The following is a 19,383-nucleotide window of genomic DNA, read 5'->3' as shown; positions in this document are numbered from 1 at the left end:
GCCCCAGCCCGAGGGAGGAAATATGTCCATCAGCCCCGCGACCGCCCCGGCCACATGTGCCGCGCAGCTCCCGCAAGTCACCCATGCCCGCAATCCCGGCCACGCGCTCGATCTCGACTGGGTTTCCGCCGTCCAGGCCAATACCTCGGCGATCGAGCGCCGGGCCGCGACATTGCCGGGGCGCCGCTCTGTCAAGAAAGATTACCAGGCGGCGTGGCTGTGCAAGGCCGTCAGCCTGATCGACCTGACCACCCTGGCCGGTGACGACACCGAGGGCCGGGTACGCCGGCTCTGCGCGAAGGCGCGTCAGCCGGTGCGCCCCGACCTGCTGGCAGCGCTGGGGATGGAGGGCCTGACCACCGGCGCCGTCTGCGTCTATCACGAGATGGTGGAAACCGCGGTGCGGGCGCTGGAGGGCACGAACATCCCCGTCGCCGCGGTCTCCACCGGTTTTCCCGCCGGACTTTCGCCCTATCGGCTGCGCATCGCCGAGATCGGCGAAAGCGTGCGCGCCGGGGCGGCCGAAATCGACATCGTGATTTCGCGCCGCCATGTGCTGACGGGCAATTGGCAGGCGCTTTACGACGAGATGCGCGAGATGCGCGAGGCCGCCGGCGCGGCCCATGTGAAGGCGATTCTGGCGACCGGAGAGCTGGGCACGCTGCGCAATGTCGCCCGCGCGTCGCTGGTGTGCATGATGGGGGGCGCCGATTTCATCAAGACCTCGACCGGCAAGGAAGGCGTGAACGCCACCCTGCCCGTCAGCCTGACGATGATCCGCGCGATCCGCGACTATCAGGCCGCGACCGGCCACAAGGTGGGCTACAAGCCCGCCGGCGGGATTTCCAAGGCCAAGGACGCGCTGGTCTATCTGTCGCTGATGAAGGAGGAACTGGGCCATCCCTGGCTGCAGCCCGATCTTTTCCGCTTTGGGGCTTCCTCGCTTCTGGGCGACATCGAGCGCCAGCTGGAACACCATGTCACCGGCCGCTATTCGGCCGCCAACCGCCATGCGATGGGGTAAATGATGCCAAGCAAATCAGATCTGGAAGGCTGGGTGTTGGACGCGGTTCGCGAAAACGGTGGCGAAGCCTCGGTGCTTCAAGTTGCTCAGTCCATCTGGCGAACTCATGAACAGGATCTGAAGATGTCTGGCGACCTTTTCTATACGTGGCAGTATGACATGCGTTGGGCGGCCCAGAACCTGCGCGGTGCCGGAAAGTTGGTCCTCTCAGGACGGAACTGGGCGCTCAAATGACCGTCCGCGATATCTTCGACACCATGTCCTACGGCCCCGCCCCCGAAAGCGCCGCCGAGGCGCAGGCCTGGCTTGACCGCCACGACCGCCGCTTTGGCCATTTCATCGGCGGCGCCTTTTCCAAACCGGGCGAAACCTTTGCCACGAAGAACCCCGCCACCGGCGCGGCGCTGGCCGAGGTGACGCAAGGCAGCCGCGACGATATCGCGCGCGCCGTCGCCGCCGCCCGCAAGGCGCAGCCGAAATGGGCCGCACTTCCGGGCCATAGGCGCGCGCGGGTGCTTTATGCGCTTGCCCGGCTGGTGCAGAAGCACGCACGCCTCTTCGCGGTGCTCGAGACGCTCGACAACGGCAAGCCGATCCGCGAAAGCCGCGATATCGACATCCCCCTTGTCGCGCGGCATTTCTACTATCACGCGGGTCTGGCCCAGCTGATGGAAAGCGAGCGTCCGGGGATGGGACCGCTTGGCGTCTGCGGCCAGATCATCCCGTGGAACTTCCCGCTTCTGATGCTGGCCTGGAAGGTGGCACCTGCGCTGGCCGCGGGCAACACGGTGGTGCTGAAACCGGCCGAATACACGCCCCTCACCGCGCTTCTGTTCGCCGAGATCAGCCACGAGGCCGGGCTGCCGCCGGGGGTTCTGAACATCGTCACCGGCGACGGTGCGACCGGCGCGGCGCTGGTCGACGCCGAGGTGGACAAGATCGCCTTCACCGGCTCGACCGAGGTCGGTCGCCGCATCCGCGAGGCCACAGCCGGACGCGGCGTCGCGCTGACGCTGGAGCTGGGGGGCAAGTCGCCCTACATCGTCTTCGATGACGCCGATCTCGACAGCGCGGTCGAGGGGCTGGTGGATGCGATCTGGTTCAACGGCGGCCAGGTCTGTTGCGCGGGCTCTCGCCTGCTGGTGCAGGAGGGCGTGGCCGGGCGCTTCCACGAAAAGCTGCGCGCCCGGATGGACAAGCTGCGCCTCGGCGACCCATTGGACAAGTGCATCGACATGGGCGCGGTGGTCGATCCGGTGCAATTGCGCACGATCACCGAGATGGTCGCGGCCAATACCGAGGGCGAGACCTATCGCGCCGCCTGCGCGGTGCCCGAGGGCTGCTTCTACCCGCCGACGCTGATCAGCGGCCTTTCGCCCTCGGCCCGGCTGATGCAGGAAGAGATCTTCGGCCCGGTGCTTGTTTCCACCACCTTCCGCACGCCGGCCGAGGCGGTGGAATTGGCCAACAACAGCCGCTACGGGCTGGCCGCGTCGGTCTGGACCGAGAATGTGAACCTTGCCCTCGACATCGCGCCGAAGCTGGCGGCGGGGGTGGTCTGGGTGAATGGCACCAACATGTTCGACGCGGCGGCGGGCTTTGGCGGGCTGCGCGAAAGCGGTTTCGGACGCGAGGGCGGCTGGGAAGGGCTGATGGCCTATCTGCGCCCCGCGGGCAAGGCGCGGGCGCTGAAACCGACGATGCCGAACCCCGCCCCCGCCGAGCCGAAGATCGAGGGGATCGACCGCACGCCGAAATTCTACATCGGCGGCAAGCAGGCGCGCCCCGACAGCGGCTATTCCACCCCGGTCTGGGGCGCGAAGGGGCAGCTTCTGGGCGATGTGGGCCAGGGCAACCGCAAGGACATCCGCAACGCGGTGGAAGCCGCGCGCGCCGCGAAGGGCTGGGCGCGGGCCACGGCGCACAACCGCGCCCAGGTGCTTTACTACGTCGCCGAGAACCTCTCGGCCCGCGCGGGCGACATTGCCGCGCGTCTGAAGGCGATGACCGGCGCCCCGGCCGAGGCCGAGGTGGAGGCCGCGGCGGCGCGGCTGTTCAGCTATGGCGCCTGGGCGGACAAATACGAGGGCGCGGCAAAGCCGGTGCCGCTGCGCGGCGTGGCGCTGGCGATGCCTGCGCCGGTCGGCGTGATCGGCGCGCTTTGCCCTGACGAGGCGCCGCTGCTGGGGCTGGTGTCGGTGATGGCCCCGGCGATCGCGATGGGCAATGCCTGCGTGCTGGTGCCCTCGGCCGCGCATCCGCTGGCGGCGGCGGACCTCTACCAGGTTCTCGACACCTCTGACGTGCCGGGCGGGGTGGTGAACATCGTGCCGGGCGATCCCGTGGAGCTGGCGCGCACGCTGGCCGGCCACATGGATGTGGACGCGGTCTGGAGCTTCTCGTCCGCCGATGTCTCGGGGCTGATCGAGCGTGAATCGGCGTCCAATCTGAAGCGGACCTGGGTGAACCACGGCCGCGCGCGCGATTGGTCGGGCGCCGCGGGCGAGGGCCGCGAATACCTGGCCCAGGCGACCGAGGTGAAAACGATCTGGGTGCCCTACGGCGAGGGTTGACGCGGCCGATCGTCAGGCGCCGGGGGTTTCACACCCCCGGACCCCCGTGGAGTATTTGGACCAAGATGAAGGCCAGGACCGCGTTTCGCTTTCATCTTGGCGCTGATGGCGCGCGATTGTCGTGGCGGCGCATCCGTGCAGGCGGCGATGACACCGGGCGGAGTCCCGCCCCTAGAGCGCCGCGAAAAGCCGCGGGTCCAGCGTGTCGGCGGCGAAGGTCTTGCCTTCGCACAGCACGCTCACCGCGTCGTGGGAATGCAGGCTTTCCTTGTGGCTGGCCACCACCCGGAAATCGCCCACCCGCGGATCGGCCTGCAATTTCTCGGCGAAAAGCCGTACCGCATCCTCGACGAAGATCGGGTTGGCGGCGTTCAATTCGGCAAAGGCCTGCTCGTCCTCGCGCTTGACCATCACCTGGGTCTCGGTCGGCACTGCCGCGCGGCACAGGTCCACCAGATCCTCGACCGTCAGCGGCGCCTCGGTCAGCGCCACCGAGATCCGCGCGACCGAGCGCTGCGAATGCGGCGTGGCCAGGCGACCGCGGCTGGCACGGGCATGTTCGGACAATTCCAGCGAACAGGGGCAGGTGGAGCTGTAGACGTAGTCGAGATGCAGCACCGCGCTGCGCGCGCCGGCGGCCTCGGCCAGTTCCAGCGTGACGTCGTAGTACTGATAGCCCGACAGGCCCGAGCGCAGCGATTCCACCTGCATCGGGAAGGCGAAGCGAAGCGCGATGCGGGCGTCGAAACTGCCCAGGTCGCGCTTGTAGTCGTCCAGTGCCGCCGCGACCACGCCAAGGCCCATCTCCTTTTCGGCATGGGCGTAGAAGCTGCGCAGGATGCGGCTCATGTTGATGCCCTTCTGCTCGGCCTCCAGGCTGACGGTGCCGGTGACCGAGGTTTCCAGCAGCTGCGGCGCGCCGGCGCGCGTGGGGTGGCGCAGCGGCAGGCGGAAGTTCGAGATGCCGACATGCTGGATCGGGCGGTTCTGGCCACGGATCAGGCTGGCGGGGCCGTTCTGCAGATCGGGCAGTGACTCCCGATAGGCCGCGTCGACGGCGAATTCGCTGTCATAGTCGCGCGACAGCTCCGATCCGGTGAGGGCTGCGAGTTCGGCGGCGCGCGCGGCGCGCTCTGCCTCGGGGGCCGTTTCCAACCAGGTCTTTAGCGTTTTCAGGGCGGCGGCGGCATTCTTCGCCTCGTCCTGCGGCTCGTCTATCCGCATGTTCATAGCACGTCCTTCTGGTGCCCCCCGCTTATCGGGGTGAATAATGACAAATGGGGTGAGGCGGGGCTTTTTCCAGTCCCGCCGCCTTGGCGAAGGGATGCACTATCCCGTTCACCGCATCAGATCCGGGCCAGCGCCTGACGCAGATCGGCGATCAGGTCATCGGTATCCTCCAGCCCGATCGACAGCCGGATCAACCCCGGCGTGATGCCCTGTTCGACCTTCTGCGCATCGGGCAGGCGCTGGTGGGTCGTCGTCGCCGGATGGGTCGCGATCGAGCGCACATCGCCGAGGTTGTTGGAAATCGTGAAGATGGACAGTGCGTCGAGAAAGTGGAAGGCGGCATCCTTGCCGCCGGCGATGTCGATCGTCACCATGGTCCCGCCCGAGCCCATCTGCGCCATCGCCAGCGCGTGCTGCGGGTGACTGTCCAGCCCGGGATAGAGCACACGGCCCAGCGCGTCATGGCCCTCAAGCGCCCGCGCCACCGCTTCGGCCGAGGCCGCCATCGCGCGGCAACGCAGGTCGAGCGTCTGCATTCCGTTCAGCATCACCCAGGCGGTGAACGGGCTCATCGCGCCGCCGGAATGCTTCATGTAGGGCTCGACGGTCTTGCGGATCATCTCTTCGGTGCCGCAGATCACACCGCCCAGCGCGCGCCCCTGGCCATCGATATGCTTTGTCGTGGAATAGATGACGACATCGGCCCCCAGTTCCACGGCACGGCTGAAGATCGGCGTGGCAAAGACGTTGTCGACAACGACGGTGGCGCCGACCGCATGGGCAAGCTCGGCCACCGATTTCAGGTCGATCACCTCCAGCGTCGGGTTCGACACGCTTTCCAGGAACACCACCTTCGTGTCGGGCCGGATCGCATCGCGCCACTGGTCAAGGTCGGTGCCGTCGACGAAGGTGGTCTCGACCCCGAAGCGGCCCAGGACTTCCTGGAGGATATAGGTGTTGGAGCCGAACAATGCCCGGGACGAGACGACGTGATCGCCGGCGCGCAGCATTGCGGTCAGCGCGCCCGAGACGGCGGCCATCCCCGACGCGGTGGCGAAGGCGGCCTCGGTGGCCTCGACGGCGGCGATGCGGTCCTCGAACATGCGCACGGTGGGGTTGCCGTAGCGGGCGTAGATGAACTCGTCGGGGCCGGCGTTGACGAACCGTGCCTCGGCCTGTTCGGCGCTGGGATAGGCGAAGCCCTGGGTCAGGAAGATCGCCTCGGCCATCTCGCCCCAGCCGCTGCGCTTCGTGCCGCCATGGACCAGTTTCGTGCGTCGTTTCCAGTCGTCCTTCATCGCGCGCCTCCTTTGCGCATCAAAAAACCCCCACCGCGAAAGGCGTGGGGGTGTCGGTACGCTCCCTGCCCTCTTTAGCGGCTTGTTTAACGTGGCCCGCAATCCGGTGTACAAATCGCCACATCCCCGCGATACGCCCCGCGGCACGGCACGTCAAGGCAAGCTGGGCCGCGGTGGCCGCGTGGCAGGCGCATTTCGGGATGAGCGGGGAAAAGACGGGGGCGCGGGCGCGCAACCATGCTGCCCGGCGCGCCCCCGGGGGGGAACGCCGGGCGGCCGGGGGCGCAATCTCCTGCCTCAGGGCGGCGCCGATCAGGCCTCGGCGGTGAAGCCCGCGGCCTCGATCCCGGCGACGGCGGCGACCGCGTCGTTGTCCGAGGTGTCGCCGGTCACCCCGACCGCGCCCAGCACCCGGCCGCGGCCGTCGCGCACCAGCACGCCGCCGCGCACCGGCACGAAGCGGCCGCCGTAAAGGCCGTTCATCGCATCGGTGAAGGTCGGCTGCGCCTCGGCCCGCTTCTGGATCGCGTCGCCGCCAAGGCCCAGCATCAGGCAGCCATAGGCCTTGCCGCGGGCGATATCGAACCGCCCCGGGCTGGCGCCGTCGGACCGCTCGAAGGCGATCAGGTGGCCGCCGGCATCCAGCACCGCGACCGAGAGCGGGTTGAGCCCGGCTTCAGCGCCCTTGGACAGCGCCGCCTTGATGATCGAACGCGCCTTCTTAAGGGTGATCATTGTCGCGTCCTTCCTATTGCCCGGCCCGCGCGGCCTTCAGTTCCAGCCGCCGCGCGTGCAGCACCGGTTCGGTGTAGCCCGAGGGCTGGATGCGGCCCTTGAAGACCAGATCGCAGGCCGCCTGGAAAGCGATCCCGTCAAAGCCCGGCGCCATCGGCATATAGGCCGGATCGCCCGCGTTCTGGCGGTCGACCACGGCGGCCATCTTCTGCATCGCCGCCATCACCTGATCCTGGCTGACGACGCCGTGGTGCAGCCAGTTGGCCAGCGCCTGGGAAGAAATGCGGCAGGTCGCGCGGTCCTCCATCAGCGCCACGTCGTGGATATCGGGCACCTTGGAGCAGCCCACCCCCTGATCGACCCAGCGCACGACATAGCCCAGGATGCCCTGGGCGTTGTTCTCGATCTCCGATTGCACCTCATCGGCGTTCCAATTGGCGCCCTCGGCCAGCGGGATGGTCAGCAGATCTTCCAGCGTGCCGCGCGGGCCGTCCTTGGCGATCTGATCCTGCCGGGCCAACACATCGACCTTGTGGTAATGCGTGGCGTGCAGGGTGGCGGCAGTGGGCGACGGCACCCAGGCGCAGTTGGCGCCGGCCTTGGGGTGGCCGATCTTCTCGACCAGCATGGCTGACATCAGATCGGGCGCGGCCCACATGCCCTTGCCGATCTGGGCGCGGCCCGCCAGCCCGCAGGCCAGCCCGATATCGACGTTGCGGTCCTCGTAGGACTTGATCCAGGCGGAATTCTTCATCTCGCCCTTGCGGACCATCGGCCCGGCTTCCATCGAGGTGTGGATCTCATCCCCCGTGCGGTCCAGGAAGCCGGTGTTGATGAAGGCCACCCTGTGCCTGGCCGCGCGGATACATTCCTTGAGGTTGGCCGAGGTGCGGCGTTCCTCGTCCATGATGCCCAGCTTCACCGTATATTGCGGCAGCCCCAGCGCGGCCTCGACGGCCGAGAACAGCCGATCGGCAAAGGCCACCTCTTCGGGGCCGTGCATCTTGGGCTTGACCACATAGACCGAGCCGGTCGCGGAATTGCGCATCCCGCCCGACTTCTTCAGGTCGTGCATCGCGCAAAGCGTGGTGCAGAAGGCATCCAGAATACCCTCGAACACCTCGGCCCCGTCACGGTCCAGCACCGCGGGCGTGGTCATCAGATGGCCGACGTTGCGCACCAGCATCAGCGCCCGGGCCTTCAGTACCAGCGTGTCACCCTCGGGCGTGGTGAAGGTCAGATCGGGGTTCAACTCGCGCAGGATCTGGCGGCCATTCTTGACCAGGCTTTCGCGCAACTCGCCGGTCATCAGGCCCAGCCAGTTGGAATAGGCCAGCACCTTGTCCTCGCCATCTACGGCGGCGACCGAATCCTCGCAATCCATGATCGAGGACATCGCCGATTCCAGCCGGATGTCAGAGACATGGGCGCGGTCTCCCTGCCCGATCGCATGGGTCGCGTCGCGGTCGATGATGATGTGCAGCCCGTGGTTTCGCAACACGATCGACCGCGGATCACCAGCCGCGCCCGCATAGCCCGCGAATTGCGCGGGGTCCGAAAGGCCGGTTTCCTCGGAGGTCTGCACCAGCAGCGCGCCGTCCTCGATCTTCAGCGCCGTCACGTCGGCCCAGGACCCCGCGACCAGCGGCGCCACGTCATCCAGGAACTGCCGCCCCCAGGCGATCACCCGCGCGCCGCGCTCGGGGTCGTAGCCGCCGGCCTTGGGCAGATCGCCCAGCGCATCGGTGCCGTAGAGCGCGTCATAGAGCGACCCCCAGCGCGCATTCGCCGCGTTCAGCGCATAGCGCGCGTTCATCACCGGCACCACCAGCTGCGGGCCGGGAACATGGGCGATCTCGGGATCGGTCGCCGCGGTCTCGATGCTGAAATCCGGGCCTTCGGGCGCCAGATAGCCGATCTCCTTCAGGAAGGCGGTATAGGCGGCCGCGTCATGGGGCTGGCCGCGCCGCGCCACATGCCAGGCGTCGATCTTTTGCTGCATTTCTTCGCGCCGCTCCAGCAGGGCGCGGTTCTCGGCGCCCATCTCATGCACCGCCGTTGACAGCGCCGACCAGAAGGCGCCCGCCTCTACCCCGGTGCCCGGCAACGCCTGCGCTTCGATGAAAGCAGCAAGACCGCTATCAACCCGCAACCCCTCGCGTTCCACCCGTTCCGCCATCGTCAGCCTCCATGCGCGCAGCAATTTGGACCGTACCGATAGACGATCACCGCCGAAACGCAAGGATTGGTCTGTCAAAATTACCAATTTTAGTAGATTTTTCTGAGCCGACTCTAAAAAATTCTTCCAGACCGGTGCCCCTGCAGCCGCGTTTCGCGTGCCGGGCGACCTTGCGCCCGCGCGCCATTGCCCTACAGATGAACGCAAAACGCAAGGAGAGAGCGATGAAGGAAGCCGCCCCCCGGACCATACGCCTGGCCGAGTACACCCCGCCGAGCCATCTGGTCGAAGGGGTGGAACTGCAGTTCACACTGGCCCCGCGCACCACGCGGGTACGCTCGGCCATCCGCTTCCGGCCCAATCCCGCGCGCCCCGACGCCGTGGCGGGAACGGCCGATTTGCGGCTTGACGGCGAAGCGCTGACGCTGATCCGCGCCGCGATCGACGGCACCGTGCTGGCGGCCGCGCCGGATGCAACCGGTCTGACCATCCCCGCAGCCGCCCTGCCCGCCGGCCCGTTCCTGTTCGAGGCCGAGGTCGAGATCGCGCCCGAGACCAACACCGCGCTGGAGGGCCTGTACATGTCGAAGGGCATGTACTGCACCCAGTGCGAGGCCGAGGGTTTCCGCAAGATCACCTTCTACCCCGACCGGCCCGACGTGATGGCGCCGTTCAAGGTGCGCATCGAAAGCGATCTGCCGGTGCTATTGTCGAACGGCGACGCGGTGGGCCAGGGCCCCGGCTGGGCGGAATGGCACGACCCCTGGCCCAAGCCCGCCTATCTGTTCGCGCTGGTGGCGGGCGATCTGGTCGCCCATTCCGACCGTTTCACCACCCGCTCGGGCCGCGAGGTGGCGCTGAACATCTGGGTGCGCCGCGGCGACGAGGACCGTTGCGCCTATGCGATGGATGCGCTCAAGCGGTCGATGAAATGGGATGAGGACACCTACGGGCGCGAATATGACCTGGACGTCTTCAACATCGTCGCCGTCGACGATTTCAACATGGGCGCGATGGAGAACAAGGGGCTGAACATCTTCAACTCCAAATACGTCCTGGCCTCGCCCGAGACCGCGACCGATGACGATTTCGCGCGCATCGAGGCGATCATCGCGCATGAATATTTCCACAACTGGACGGGCAACCGCATCACCTGCCGGGACTGGTTCCAGCTGTGCCTGAAAGAAGGGCTGACGGTGTTCCGGGATCAAAGCTTCTCGGGCGACATGCGCAGCCACGCGGTTAAGCGCATCGAGGACGTGCTGACCCTGCGCGCCCGCCAGTTCCGCGAGGATGCGGGGCCGCTGGCGCATCCGGTACGGCCCGCCTCCTACCAAGAGATCAACAACTTCTACACCGCGACCGTCTACGAGAAGGGCGCCGAGGTGATCGGCATGCTCAAGCGCCTGGTGGGCGACGAGGCCTATCGCCGCGCGCTCGATCTGTATTTCGAACGCCACGACGGCGAGGCCGCGACGATCGAGGACTGGCTGAAGGTGTTCGAGGACGCGACCGGCCGCGACCTGACCCAGTTCAAGCGCTGGTACACCGATGCCGGCACCCCCCACCTGCGGGTAACCGACGACTACCGCGACGGCACCTATGTGCTGCATCTGGAACAGCAGACCCTGCCCACACCGGGCCAGCCGGAAAAACCGCCGCGGGTGATACCGGTGGCTGTGGGCCTCTTGAACCCCAACGGCGACGAGGTGCTGCCGACCCGGGTGCTGGAGATGACCGAGGCGCGGCAAAGCTTTTCCTTCGAGGGCCTCTCGGCGCGGCCCGTGCCCTCGATCCTGCGCGGCTTCTCGGCGCCGGTGATCGTCGAGCGCGAGACCAGCGCCGAGGAACGCGCCTTCCTGCTGGCCCATGACACCGACCCGTTCAGCCGGTGGGAGGCCGGGCGCGGCCTGGCCAAGGAGGTGCTGGTTCGGATGGTGACCGAGGGCGCCGATCCCGCGCCGGGCTTTCTGGAGGGCCTGGGCGCGATCTTGCGAGACGACAGCCTAGATCCGGCGTTCCGCGCGCTGACCCTGCGCCTTCCGTCCGAGGACGACATGGCCCAGACCCTGCACGCCGCGGGCCATGTGCCCGACCCCACGCGCATCCATGTCCGGCGCGAGGCGCTGATCGAGGCGATCGCGCGGCATCTGGCCGGGGCGCTGGGGGCCACCTATTCCGCGATGTCGGTGCCCGGCCCCTACACGCCGGATGCCGGCGCGGCGGGCAAACGCGCCCTGCGCGGCGCGGCGCTGGCGTATCTGACGCGGATCGACGGCGGCGCGGCGGCCAAGGTGCAATACGGCGTGGCCGACAACATGACCGAGGCGCTGCAGGCGCTGTCGGCGCTTCTGGACATCGGCCAGGGCGCGGCGGAACTTGCGTCGTTCGAGGCGCGCTGGCGCGACGATGCGCTGGTGATGGACAAGTGGTTCACCCTGCAAGTGCTGCACGCCGCGCCCGATGACTGCGCCGCCAACGCCCGCGCCCTGACCGAACGGTCCGATTTCGACTGGAAGAACCCCAACCGGTTTCGTTCCGTCATCGGCGCAATCGCGGCCAATGCGGCGGGATTCCATCACCCGTCGGGCGACAGCTACCGGTTCCTGGCGGATTGGCTGATCCGCCTCGACCCGCTGAACCCGCAGACGGCGGCGCGGCTTTCGGCCGCCTTCGACAGCTGGGCGCGCTACGATGCCGACCGCCAGGGGCTGATCCGCGACCAGCTGGCCCGGATCGCCGCCACGCCGGGGCTGAGCCGCGATCTTTCGGAAATGATCAGCCGCATGAGAGGAGAGGAAGATGCGTAAGGTCGTACTCGTCACCGGGGCCAGTGCGGGCATCGGCACCGCCTGCGCGGTCGGTGCCGCAAAAGCGGGCTATGACGTGGCCGTGGCCTACGGCCGCGACAGCGACGGCGCCGAGGCGACGGCGCGGGCCGTGCGCGAAGCCGGCGGCAGGGCCGAGATCGTGCAGGCCGACATGGCCACGCCCGAGGGGCCGGATGTGCTGTTCCAGGGGTTCGATGCTGCCTTCGACCGGCTCGATGCGCTGATCAACAACGCCGGAATCGTCGATGTCGCCGCCCGGGTCGAGGACATGAGCCAGGAACGCCTGAGCCGGATGTTCCAGATCAACGTGGTGGCGCCGATGCGGGTGGCGGGGCTTGCGGTCAAGCGCATGTCCACCAAACACGGCGGCGCGGGCGGGGTGATCGTCAACCTGTCCTCGGTCGCCGCGCGCCTGGGCTCGGCCAACCAGTTCGTCGACTATGCCGCCTCGAAGGGCGCGATCGACAGCTTCAACAAGGGTCTGGCCGACGAGGTCGCGGGCGAAGGCATTCGCGTCGCCGCCGTCCGCCCCGGCCTGATCGACACCGCGATCCATGCCAAGGGCGGCGATCCGGACCGCGCCCAGCGGCTGGCGCACATGATCCCGATGGGCCGCACCGGCAGCGCCGCGGAAGTGGCCGCCACGGTCCTGTGGCTGATGTCGGACGCGGCCTCGTACGTTACCGGCACGACGCTTGACGTCTCCGGCGGGCGCTAGGCCCCGCCGCCCTTTCCGCCTCTGCTTTCCGGCGGAAATATCCCGAGGGGGCGAGCCGCGGGGCAACGGCGGCGGCGCCCCCTCCCTCGGCTTGCCCCGCCCGCGGCTTCGGCCTAGAAGACCCCGAAGACGCAAAGGATCCCGCTCATGCTCGACCTCACATTCGACGCCCCCAAGCCCAAACGCATCACCGGCGCCAAGCACGATTGGGAACTGGTGATCGGGATGGAGATCCACGCGCAGGTCTCTTCCAACGCCAAGCTGTTTTCCGGCGCCTCGACCCGCTTCGGGGCGGAACCCAATTCGAACGTGTCCTTCGTCGACGCGGCGATGCCCGGCATGCTGCCGGTGATCAACGAATTCTGCATCGAACAGGCGGTGCGCACGGGCCTTGGCCTGAAGGCGCAGATCAACCTGTTCTCGGCCTTCGACCGCAAGAACTACTTCTACCCCGACAACCCGCAGGGCTATCAGATCAGCCAACTCTACCACCCGATCGTGGGCGAAGGCGAAGTGATCGTCGAGATGGGTCCCGGGGTGGCGCGGGTGGTCCGGATCGAGCGCATCCATCTGGAGCAGGACGCGGGCAAGTCGATCCACGACATGGATCCGAACATGTCCTTCATGGATTTCAACCGCACTGGCGTCCCGCTGATGGAGATCGTCAGCCGCCCCGACATCCGCGGCCCCGAGGAAGCCGCCGCCTATGTCGGCAAGCTGCGCCAGATCCTGCGCTATCTGGGCACCTGCGACGGCAACATGCAAAACGGCAACCTGCGCGCCGACGTGAACGTCTCGGTCTGTCTGCCCGGCGCCTACGAGCGCTACCAGGAGACCCAGGATTTCGGCCATCTGGGCACCCGGTGCGAGATCAAGAACATGAACTCGATGCGCTTCATCCAGCAGGCGATCGACTACGAGGCAAGGCGCCAGATCGCGATCCTGGAAGACGGCGGACGCGTCGATCAGGAAACCCGCCTGTATGATCCCGACCGGGGCGAGACGCGCAGCATGCGCTCAAAAGAAGAGGCGCATGATTACCGCTACTTCCCCTGCCCCGACCTGCTGCCGCTGGAGATCGAGCAGGCGTGGGTCGACGACATCGCCACGAAGATGCCGGAACTGCCGGACGCCAAGAAGGCCCGCTTCATGGCCGATTTCGGCCTGACCGATTACGACGCCTCGGTGCTGACGGCGGAACTCGATTCGGCGCGCTTCTTCGAGGGTGTGGCCGAGGGCCGCGACGGCAAGCTGGCCGCGAACTGGGTGATCAACGAATTGTTCGGCCGGCTGAAGAAGGAAGGCCACGAGATTTCTGACAGCCCGGTCTCGGCCGAGCAACTGGGCGCGATCGTCGACCTGATCGCCAAGGGCGACATCTCGGGCAAGATCGCCAAGGACCTGTTCGAGATCGTCTATACCGAGGGCGGCGATCCGGCCCGGATCGTGGAACAGCGCGGCATGAAGCAGGTCTCCGACACGGGCGCGATCGAGGCGGCGGTGGACGAGGTGATCGCCGCCAACCCCGCGCAGGTGGAAAAGGCCAAGCAGACCCCCAAACTTGCCGGCTGGTTCACGGGCCAGGTGCTGAAGGCCACCGGCGGCAAGGCCAACCCCAAGGTGGTGACCGAACTGGTGACCAAGAAGCTGGGGCTCTGACTCCGGCCGCCCGGCCGGCCGCGGCTACAGGTCGGTCTGGATCCAGCGCGGGGAATGATGGATGTCGACCGTCTGCAGCCGCCCGGGGCCCAGGTTCTCGAACCTGTGCGGCACGCCCTTGGGGCCCATGACCACCTCTCCCGCGCCGGCGTCGATCACCGCGCGGCCCACGAAGAACCGCGCGCGCCCCTCGATCACCACGAAGGTCTCGTCATAGGGATGGACATGCAGGGGGGGCCCCTCTCCCGGGGTTTCGTTGCCATAGGTCAGTATCGTCACGGGCCCGCCCAGGCTTTCCCCGTTCACGAAGCCGCGCCAGGGCGCCGCGCCTTCGAACAGCCGCTCCTTCGCGGGCGGGCGGCCATCGGGCGGTGCCGTGGCCGGATCGAAATCATGTCGCGCCATTCTTTCTGCTCCTCGCGCGGGGCTCTGCCGTCACCTTGCGGCGCGACAGGGCCGCGCGCAAGAACGTGCCATTTCATGGCTGCGTTGCAAAGTCGCATAGTAGATAGACGCATTCTGATGTGATGGGTTGACAACTCCCCCCCTGACAGGGCCCTGTGGTGCGCACGCAAAGAAACGTGAAAGCGGGGAGGGTTTTCATGACGTTGTTGCGAAATCTGCTGGCATTGGTCGGGCTGGTCGCCGTCATCGCGCTGCTGTGGGTCCTGTGGACCTTTCGCGGCTTCGATCCTCAGGCGCCGCGGGTCTATTGGAACATGGCGCGGGATCTGGCCGCCACCGGCGATGCCGCCGCGGCCACGGTGTGGAAGGCCAAGGTGGCGCCGGGGCTGACCTTTGCGGATGTGGATCAGTCGATCCAATCCACCGCCCAGGCCGACAACATCAAGGACGTGGGCCAGCTGCCGTTGGGCGATCAGGTCGCGGCGATGATGGGCAAGCCCTGGCGCAAGCTGAAGATCTACCTCTATTGCAACCCGCTGACCGCGGCGAAGATGGTGGATTATTCGGATGCCTACAGCGCCTATCTGCCTTGCCGCCTCGCGCTGTTGCAGGACAAGTCTGGCCAGCTTTGGCTTTATTCGCTGAACATGGACATGATGATCCATGGGGGCAAGCCGCTGCCCCCCGATCTGCGCAAGGAGGCCGTGCATGTGCGCAAGGTCATCCTAGACATCATGCACAAGAGCGCGAGCGGGGATTTCTGATCGGAACCTTTGGGGCCTGCCGGCGGTTTCCAGCCTTGTGACCATCGGCTGCCCCGATCCAGCTTGGCCTTGCCGATGCAGTCGGTTAACCTTTTGAGCACCGCCACCGGAGAGCCATGATGTCCGCACCCAGCCGCTTTGAATACAAGGTCGTCCCCGCGCCCAAACGCGCCGAGAAGGTCCGCGGCGCCAAGTATACCGAGGACCGCTTTGCCCATGCGCTTGCGGGGCTGATCAACAAGTTAAGCCGCGAAGGCTGGGAATATGTGCGCGCCGAGACCCTGCCTTGCGAAGAGCGTTCCGGCCTGCGCGGCCGCACGACCACCTTTCAAAACATGCTGATCTTTCGCCGCCAGACCGAAGCCGAAACCGAAGCCGAGATCCCGGCTGTCGCCGCCGCGGCGCCGGCCGAACCGGCGCTGCACCGCGATCCGGTTCGCGCCCAGCGCAATGAAGGTCCGCGTCTGGTCACGTTGCGCGGCGACGAGGGCGGCATGGCCCCGGCCGTCGGCTCGGCCAAGGGCGAACAGCCGGCGAAGTGACGGCCCGCGCCCCCCGGCGCAGGAGGGGCGCGATGGCTGATCCGGCCTTCCAAGCGGTATCGGCGGAAACACGCAATGGTCTGGCCTCATGCCGGGAGATGGCGGTCAGCGGTAGGGCGACGCGGCCTTTGCCTGGCGCCGGCGTGGCGAGGCTCTGGCCGGGCCGCCGCGCGGGGCCGTCCTTGTAAGCCGCCCCACCAGATCGGTCGCAGGCCTTCCGATCCGAAACGGTCGCGGATTCCGACAGGCGCGGGTTCCGGCAGGCAGCCAGGAAAGGCGGCCGTCGCGAGAAACGGCCCGGCCCACAGCCAGCCTTCTCTGCCTCGCTCGACCGCCGCGCCCAGATCTTTCGCCTTTGCTGCCGCCCGAAGACTTGCGGCGGGCGGCACGTTTCTTTCGGGCCTGACCGCCTCGCCTAGGCGCCCACCTCCAGCGCGAGCGCGTGGATGCGCCCGACCAGATCGGGCCCCAGCGCCTCATGGATGGCGCGGTGGCGGGCGATCCGGCTCATCTCGGCGAAGGCCGGGGCCTTGATCGTCACCCGGAAATGGCTTTCGCCGCCCTCTTGGTACCCGGCATGGCCCCGGTGGCGCTCGCTCTCGTCGATCACCCGCAGTTCATCCGGCGCGAAAGCCTGTGTCAGACGTGTCTGGATCTCTTGAGTTACGTTCATTTTCTTCCTGTCAACCCCTTCAAGTATACGCGAAAAACCCTAAACTGATGCGCCCGAGTCGGAAAGGCAACGAGATGAGCAAAGGGTCCCCGTTCGAATTCGACATCCGCGTTTCTTCGGACAAGAAGCGCCGCACCCGTGGACGGCGGGGGATGTCCGGTGCCTTCGAGACCTCGACCCGGGTCTGCGAACACCCCGGTTGCAAGGAGGCCGGCCAGTACCGCGCGCCGCGCTCGCCCGATCATCTGGACGAATACCGCTGGTTCTGCCGCGACCATGTGCGCGAATACAATCTGAAATGGAACTTCTTCTCGGGCCAGACCGAAGAGGAATTCGAGCAGATGCTCGACAATGATCGGGTCTGGGGCCGCGCCACCAAGCCCTTCGGTGACGGCAAGGAGGCCCGCGCCTGGCACCGGCTGGGTGTGGAGGACCCGATGGAGATCCTGGGCGAGAACGCCACCCGCAACCCGGGCAAGAACGCCAATGTCGGCGGCGCCACCCGCAAGCTGCCCCCCACCGAGCGCAAGGCACTGGAGATCCTCGAGGCGCGCGACACCTGGACGCGGATCGAGATCCGCAAGCAGTACAAGAGCTTGGTAAAGGATCTTCACCCCGACATGAATGGCGGCAAGCGCGAAGACGAAGAGCGCCTGCAAGAGGTCGTCTGGGCCTGGGACCAGATCAAGGAAAGCCGCAATTTCCGCGACTGACGTGGCGCTCCGGCGCGCCCTGGCCACGGCCCGGGGCAAAGCGCCGCCGCATCGGTGACCGGACAAGGCATTTCCGCACGGCGGCGGGGCGGAGGAACCTGCGCGACCGCCTTCCTGTCCGCGACCATATCCCGGGCCCTGCGTGGCGGCGCCTCCGGCCCCGGCTTGGCGCCTGGCGCGCCCCCACACGGTGCAGCCCGGCGCCGTCGCGCGGGAAACCCCCTGCCGCTGCCTCGTCCTCTTGCACCGCTTCGGCAAATGCTCCATCAAGCGAGGGTTGGTTGTTCCGGGCCTTCGCGCCCGGTCGAAGAGGCACTAGGACATGGCGGACGGCACGATGGATATGAACACGAAACCCACCGAGGATGTCTCGGTCCGCGAGGTTTTCGGCATCGACACCGATATGAAGGTAAAGGCCTTCGCCGATCGCACCGACCGCGTGCCCGAAATCGACCCTACGTACAAGTTCGACCCCGATACCACGCTCGCCATCCTGGCGGGGTTCGCCTACAACCGCCGAGTGATGATCCAGGGCTATCACGGCACCGGGAAATCGACCCATATCGAACAGGTCGCGGCGCATCTGAATTGGCCCTGCGTGCGCGTCAACCTTGACAGCCACATCAGCCGGATCGACCTGATCGGCAAGGATGCGATCAAGCTCAAGGACGGCAAGCAGGTGACCGAGTTCCAGGAAGGCATCCTGCCCTGGGCGCTGCGCCACCCGACGGCGATCGTGTTTGACGAATACGATGCCGGCCGCGCCGATGTGATGTTCGTGATCCAGCGGGTGCTGGAACATGACGGAAAGCTGACGCTTCTGGACCAGAACGAGGTGATCACGCCGAACCCGTGGTTCCGCCTCTTCGCCACCTCGAACACCGTGGGCCTGGGCGACACCACCGGTCTTTATCACGGCGTGCAGCAGATCAACCAGGCGCAGATGGACCGCTGGTCGCTGGTGGCGACGCTGAACTACCTGTCCCATGACGCCGAAACCGCGATCGTGCTGGCCAAGAATCCGCATTACAACACCGACAAGGGCCGTCGTCAGATCGGCCAGATGGTGACCGTGGCCGATATGACCCGCACCGCCTTCATGAACGGCGATCTGTCCACGGTGATGAGCCCGCGCACGGTGATCAACTGGGCCCAGAACGCCGAGATCTTCCGCTCGCTCGGCTATGCGTTCCGGCTGACTTTCCTGAACAAATGCGACGAGTTGGAGCGCCAGACGGTGGCCGAGTTCTACCAGCGCTGCTTTGACGAGGAACTGCCGGAAAGCGCCGTCTCGACCGCGATGAAGTGATGGATGCGCCGTTGTCCGCGCCCGGCCTTCACATCGGTCTGATCGGCGGCATCGGCCCCGCCGCCACGCTGGTCTATTACCAGCGCCTCTGCGCCGAGATGGCCCGGCGCGGGGCGCGTCTGGAACTGACCGTCGTCCAGGCCGACATTCACGAGCTGATCGAGAACAACCTCGCCGACCGGCGCGCCGCACAGGCCGAAATCTACCGCCGCCTGATCGACCGGCTGGCAGCCGCGGGGGCCGATTGCGCCGCGATCACCTCGCTTGGCGGGCATTGCTGCTTTGAGGAGACGGCGGCGGTGTCGTCGCTGCCGCTGGTCTCGGCGGTGGCGCCGCTGGACGCCCATTTTTCCGCGCAGGGCATCGGCTGCGTCGGGCTTCTGGGTACCCGGGTGGTGATGCGCACCGGGCTATACGGCCAACTCGTCCAGACCCGTGCCGTGGCGCCCGAAGCCGAAGGCCGCGACGAGATCGAGCGGCTGGGCGCGCTCTACCAGAAGATCGCGGTTGCCGGGCACTGCAGCCCCGAACAGCGCGCGGATCTGATCGAGGCCGGGCGGCGCATGGTCTCCGAACAGGGCGCCGAGGCGATCGTGCTGGCCGGGACCGATCTGGGCCTGGCCTTCGACGGCCAGGACCCGGGCTACAGGGTGATCGACGCGCTCGACGTGCATGTGGCCTTGCTGGCCGATCTGGCAAGCGGGCACGCATCGCTGCCCGCCTGAGCCGC

17 protein-coding genes and 1 riboswitch are annotated in these 19,383 nt (G+C 67.1%); of the genes, 11 read left to right on the top strand and 6 right to left on the bottom strand.

The features are described 5' to 3' along the window. Positions 1-22: 22 nt before the first annotated feature. The 3 genes from deoC to BLV97_RS03745 are packed head-to-tail and all read left to right on the top strand — an operon-like array spanning position 23 to position 3,597. Positions 23-1,024: a deoxyribose-phosphate aldolase gene (deoC, locus tag BLV97_RS03755; RefSeq protein ID WP_035842086.1), complete on the top strand. Its 1,002-nt coding sequence runs from the start codon at positions 23-25 to the stop codon at positions 1,022-1,024. Further along, entirely contained in the window at positions 1,025-1,258 is a 234-nt protein-coding gene (locus tag BLV97_RS03750) for a hypothetical protein (RefSeq protein WP_244520960.1), read from the top strand. Continuing rightward, the gene (locus BLV97_RS03745) at positions 1,255-3,597 is read left to right on the top strand and encodes an aldehyde dehydrogenase family protein (protein ID WP_035842083.1); all 2,343 of its coding nucleotides are present in this window, start codon (positions 1,255-1,257) and stop codon (positions 3,595-3,597) included. Before BLV97_RS03750 ends, BLV97_RS03745 begins: the two co-directional genes overlap by 4 nt. Before the next feature lie 171 nt (positions 3,598-3,768). Here the strand turns inward: BLV97_RS03745 and folE2 are convergent, their stop codons facing one another. The 4 genes from folE2 to BLV97_RS03725 all read right to left on the bottom strand — a co-directional run bounded on the left by folE2 (position 3,769) and on the right by BLV97_RS03725 (position 9,039). Continuing rightward, entirely contained in the window at positions 3,769-4,827 is a 1,059-nt protein-coding gene (gene folE2, locus BLV97_RS03740) for a GTP cyclohydrolase FolE2 (protein ID WP_035842081.1), read from the bottom strand. Positions 4,828-4,943: 116 nt separating this feature from the next. After that, a complete protein-coding gene (gene metZ / locus BLV97_RS03735) occupies positions 4,944-6,125 on the bottom strand; it encodes an O-succinylhomoserine sulfhydrylase (RefSeq protein ID WP_092163957.1) in 1,182 nt (393 codons plus the stop codon). A gap of 53 nt (positions 6,126-6,178) precedes the next feature. Then, positions 6,179-6,257, bottom strand: a riboswitch (SAM riboswitch). Positions 6,258-6,437: 180 nt separating this feature from the next. Then, positions 6,438-6,860 (bottom strand): GlcG/HbpS family heme-binding protein, encoded by a 423-nt coding sequence (locus tag BLV97_RS03730; protein WP_035842063.1) that lies wholly within the window; start codon positions 6,858-6,860, stop codon positions 6,438-6,440. Between the two features lie 13 nt (positions 6,861-6,873). Continuing rightward, positions 6,874-9,039, bottom strand: coding sequence for a malate synthase G (locus BLV97_RS03725; protein WP_035842060.1), 2,166 nt, complete (start codon positions 9,037-9,039; stop codon positions 6,874-6,876). 224 nt (positions 9,040-9,263) lie between these two features. On the opposite strand from BLV97_RS03725, the gene pepN reads away from it, so the two are divergent. The 3 genes from pepN (at position 9,264) to gatB (ending at position 14,247) form a co-directional block, all read left to right on the top strand. Beyond that, positions 9,264-11,849, top strand: a complete 2,586-nt coding sequence (gene pepN / locus BLV97_RS03720; RefSeq protein ID WP_035842057.1) for an aminopeptidase N — start codon at positions 9,264-9,266, stop codon at positions 11,847-11,849. Further along, positions 11,842-12,588 carry an SDR family oxidoreductase gene (locus BLV97_RS03715; protein WP_035842053.1) on the top strand — a complete coding sequence of 249 codons (747 nt, stop codon included), beginning with the start codon at positions 11,842-11,844 and terminating at the stop codon, positions 12,586-12,588. Before pepN ends, BLV97_RS03715 begins: the two co-directional genes overlap by 8 nt. Before the next feature lie 147 nt (positions 12,589-12,735). After that, positions 12,736-14,247: an Asp-tRNA(Asn)/Glu-tRNA(Gln) amidotransferase subunit GatB gene (gatB, locus tag BLV97_RS03710; protein WP_092163956.1), complete on the top strand. Its 1,512-nt coding sequence runs from the start codon at positions 12,736-12,738 to the stop codon at positions 14,245-14,247. Between the two features lie 24 nt (positions 14,248-14,271). Here gatB and BLV97_RS03705 read toward each other — a convergent pair whose 3' ends face one another. Then, positions 14,272-14,652: a cupin domain-containing protein gene (locus tag BLV97_RS03705; RefSeq protein WP_035842048.1), complete on the bottom strand. Its 381-nt coding sequence runs from the start codon at positions 14,650-14,652 to the stop codon at positions 14,272-14,274. A gap of 197 nt (positions 14,653-14,849) precedes the next feature. On the opposite strand from BLV97_RS03705, the gene BLV97_RS03700 reads away from it, so the two are divergent. After that, positions 14,850-15,416 carry a DUF302 domain-containing protein gene (locus tag BLV97_RS03700; RefSeq protein WP_035842045.1) on the top strand — a complete coding sequence of 189 codons (567 nt, stop codon included), beginning with the start codon at positions 14,850-14,852 and terminating at the stop codon, positions 15,414-15,416. Positions 15,417-15,535: 119 nt separating this feature from the next. Continuing rightward, positions 15,536-15,958 (top strand): DUF4177 domain-containing protein, encoded by a 423-nt coding sequence (locus tag BLV97_RS03695; RefSeq protein ID WP_035842069.1) that lies wholly within the window; start codon positions 15,536-15,538, stop codon positions 15,956-15,958. A gap of 415 nt (positions 15,959-16,373) precedes the next feature. On the opposite strand, the gene BLV97_RS03690 is transcribed toward BLV97_RS03695, so the two are convergent. Then, on the bottom strand, positions 16,374-16,631 hold the full coding sequence (locus BLV97_RS03690; RefSeq protein WP_092163955.1) for a BolA family protein: 258 nt from the start codon (positions 16,629-16,631) through the stop codon (positions 16,374-16,376). A 74-nt stretch (positions 16,632-16,705) separates the two neighbouring features. On the opposite strand from BLV97_RS03690, the gene BLV97_RS03685 reads away from it, so the two are divergent. From BLV97_RS03685 to BLV97_RS03675, 3 genes are all read left to right on the top strand, one after another. Next, complete coding sequence (locus BLV97_RS03685) at positions 16,706-17,344, top strand: J domain-containing protein (RefSeq protein WP_035842028.1); 639 nt, start codon at positions 16,706-16,708, stop codon at positions 17,342-17,344. Positions 17,345-17,666: 322 nt separating this feature from the next. Further along, complete coding sequence (cobS, locus tag BLV97_RS03680; protein ID WP_035842025.1) at positions 17,667-18,653, top strand: cobaltochelatase subunit CobS; 987 nt, start codon at positions 17,667-17,669, stop codon at positions 18,651-18,653. Next, a complete protein-coding gene (locus BLV97_RS03675; protein ID WP_035842022.1) occupies positions 18,653-19,378 on the top strand; it encodes an aspartate/glutamate racemase family protein in 726 nt (241 codons plus the stop codon). The genes cobS and BLV97_RS03675 overlap by 1 nt, the downstream gene beginning before the upstream one ends. The last annotated feature ends 5 nt before the right edge of the window (positions 19,379-19,383 follow it).

Source organism: Allgaiera indica (genome assembly GCF_900106675.1).
GTDB lineage: Bacteria > Pseudomonadota > Alphaproteobacteria > Rhodobacterales > Rhodobacteraceae > Acidimangrovimonas > Acidimangrovimonas indica.
This window is presented reverse-complemented; position numbering and strand designations above follow the sequence as displayed.

Excerpts from the sequence above, each read along its gene's own strand:
- deoC (WP_035842086.1), top strand. The coding sequence starts at position 23 with ATGTCCATCAGCCCCGCGACCGCCCCGGCCACATGTGCCGCGCAGCTC.
- BLV97_RS03750 (WP_244520960.1), top strand. The coding sequence starts at position 1,025 with ATGATGCCAAGCAAATCAGATCTGGAAGGCTGGGTGTTGGACGCGGTT.
- BLV97_RS03745 (WP_035842083.1), top strand. The coding sequence starts at position 1,255 with ATGACCGTCCGCGATATCTTCGACACCATGTCCTACGGCCCCGCCCCC.
- folE2 (WP_035842081.1), bottom strand. The coding sequence starts at position 4,827 with ATGAACATGCGGATAGACGAGCCGCAGGACGAGGCGAAGAATGCCGCC.
- metZ (WP_092163957.1), bottom strand. The coding sequence starts at position 6,125 with ATGAAGGACGACTGGAAACGACGCACGAAACTGGTCCATGGCGGCACG.
- BLV97_RS03730 (WP_035842063.1), bottom strand. The coding sequence starts at position 6,860 with ATGATCACCCTTAAGAAGGCGCGTTCGATCATCAAGGCGGCGCTGTCC.
- BLV97_RS03725 (WP_035842060.1), bottom strand. The coding sequence starts at position 9,039 with ATGGCGGAACGGGTGGAACGCGAGGGGTTGCGGGTTGATAGCGGTCTT.
- pepN (WP_035842057.1), top strand. The coding sequence starts at position 9,264 with ATGAAGGAAGCCGCCCCCCGGACCATACGCCTGGCCGAGTACACCCCG.
- BLV97_RS03715 (WP_035842053.1), top strand. The coding sequence starts at position 11,842 with ATGCGTAAGGTCGTACTCGTCACCGGGGCCAGTGCGGGCATCGGCACC.
- gatB (WP_092163956.1), top strand. The coding sequence starts at position 12,736 with ATGCTCGACCTCACATTCGACGCCCCCAAGCCCAAACGCATCACCGGC.
- BLV97_RS03705 (WP_035842048.1), bottom strand. The coding sequence starts at position 14,652 with ATGGCGCGACATGATTTCGATCCGGCCACGGCACCGCCCGATGGCCGC.
- BLV97_RS03700 (WP_035842045.1), top strand. The coding sequence starts at position 14,850 with ATGACGTTGTTGCGAAATCTGCTGGCATTGGTCGGGCTGGTCGCCGTC.
- BLV97_RS03695 (WP_035842069.1), top strand. The coding sequence starts at position 15,536 with ATGTCCGCACCCAGCCGCTTTGAATACAAGGTCGTCCCCGCGCCCAAA.
- BLV97_RS03690 (WP_092163955.1), bottom strand. The coding sequence starts at position 16,631 with ATGAACGTAACTCAAGAGATCCAGACACGTCTGACACAGGCTTTCGCG.
- BLV97_RS03685 (WP_035842028.1), top strand. The coding sequence starts at position 16,706 with ATGAGCAAAGGGTCCCCGTTCGAATTCGACATCCGCGTTTCTTCGGAC.
- cobS (WP_035842025.1), top strand. The coding sequence starts at position 17,667 with ATGGCGGACGGCACGATGGATATGAACACGAAACCCACCGAGGATGTC.
- BLV97_RS03675 (WP_035842022.1), top strand. The coding sequence starts at position 18,653 with ATGGATGCGCCGTTGTCCGCGCCCGGCCTTCACATCGGTCTGATCGGC.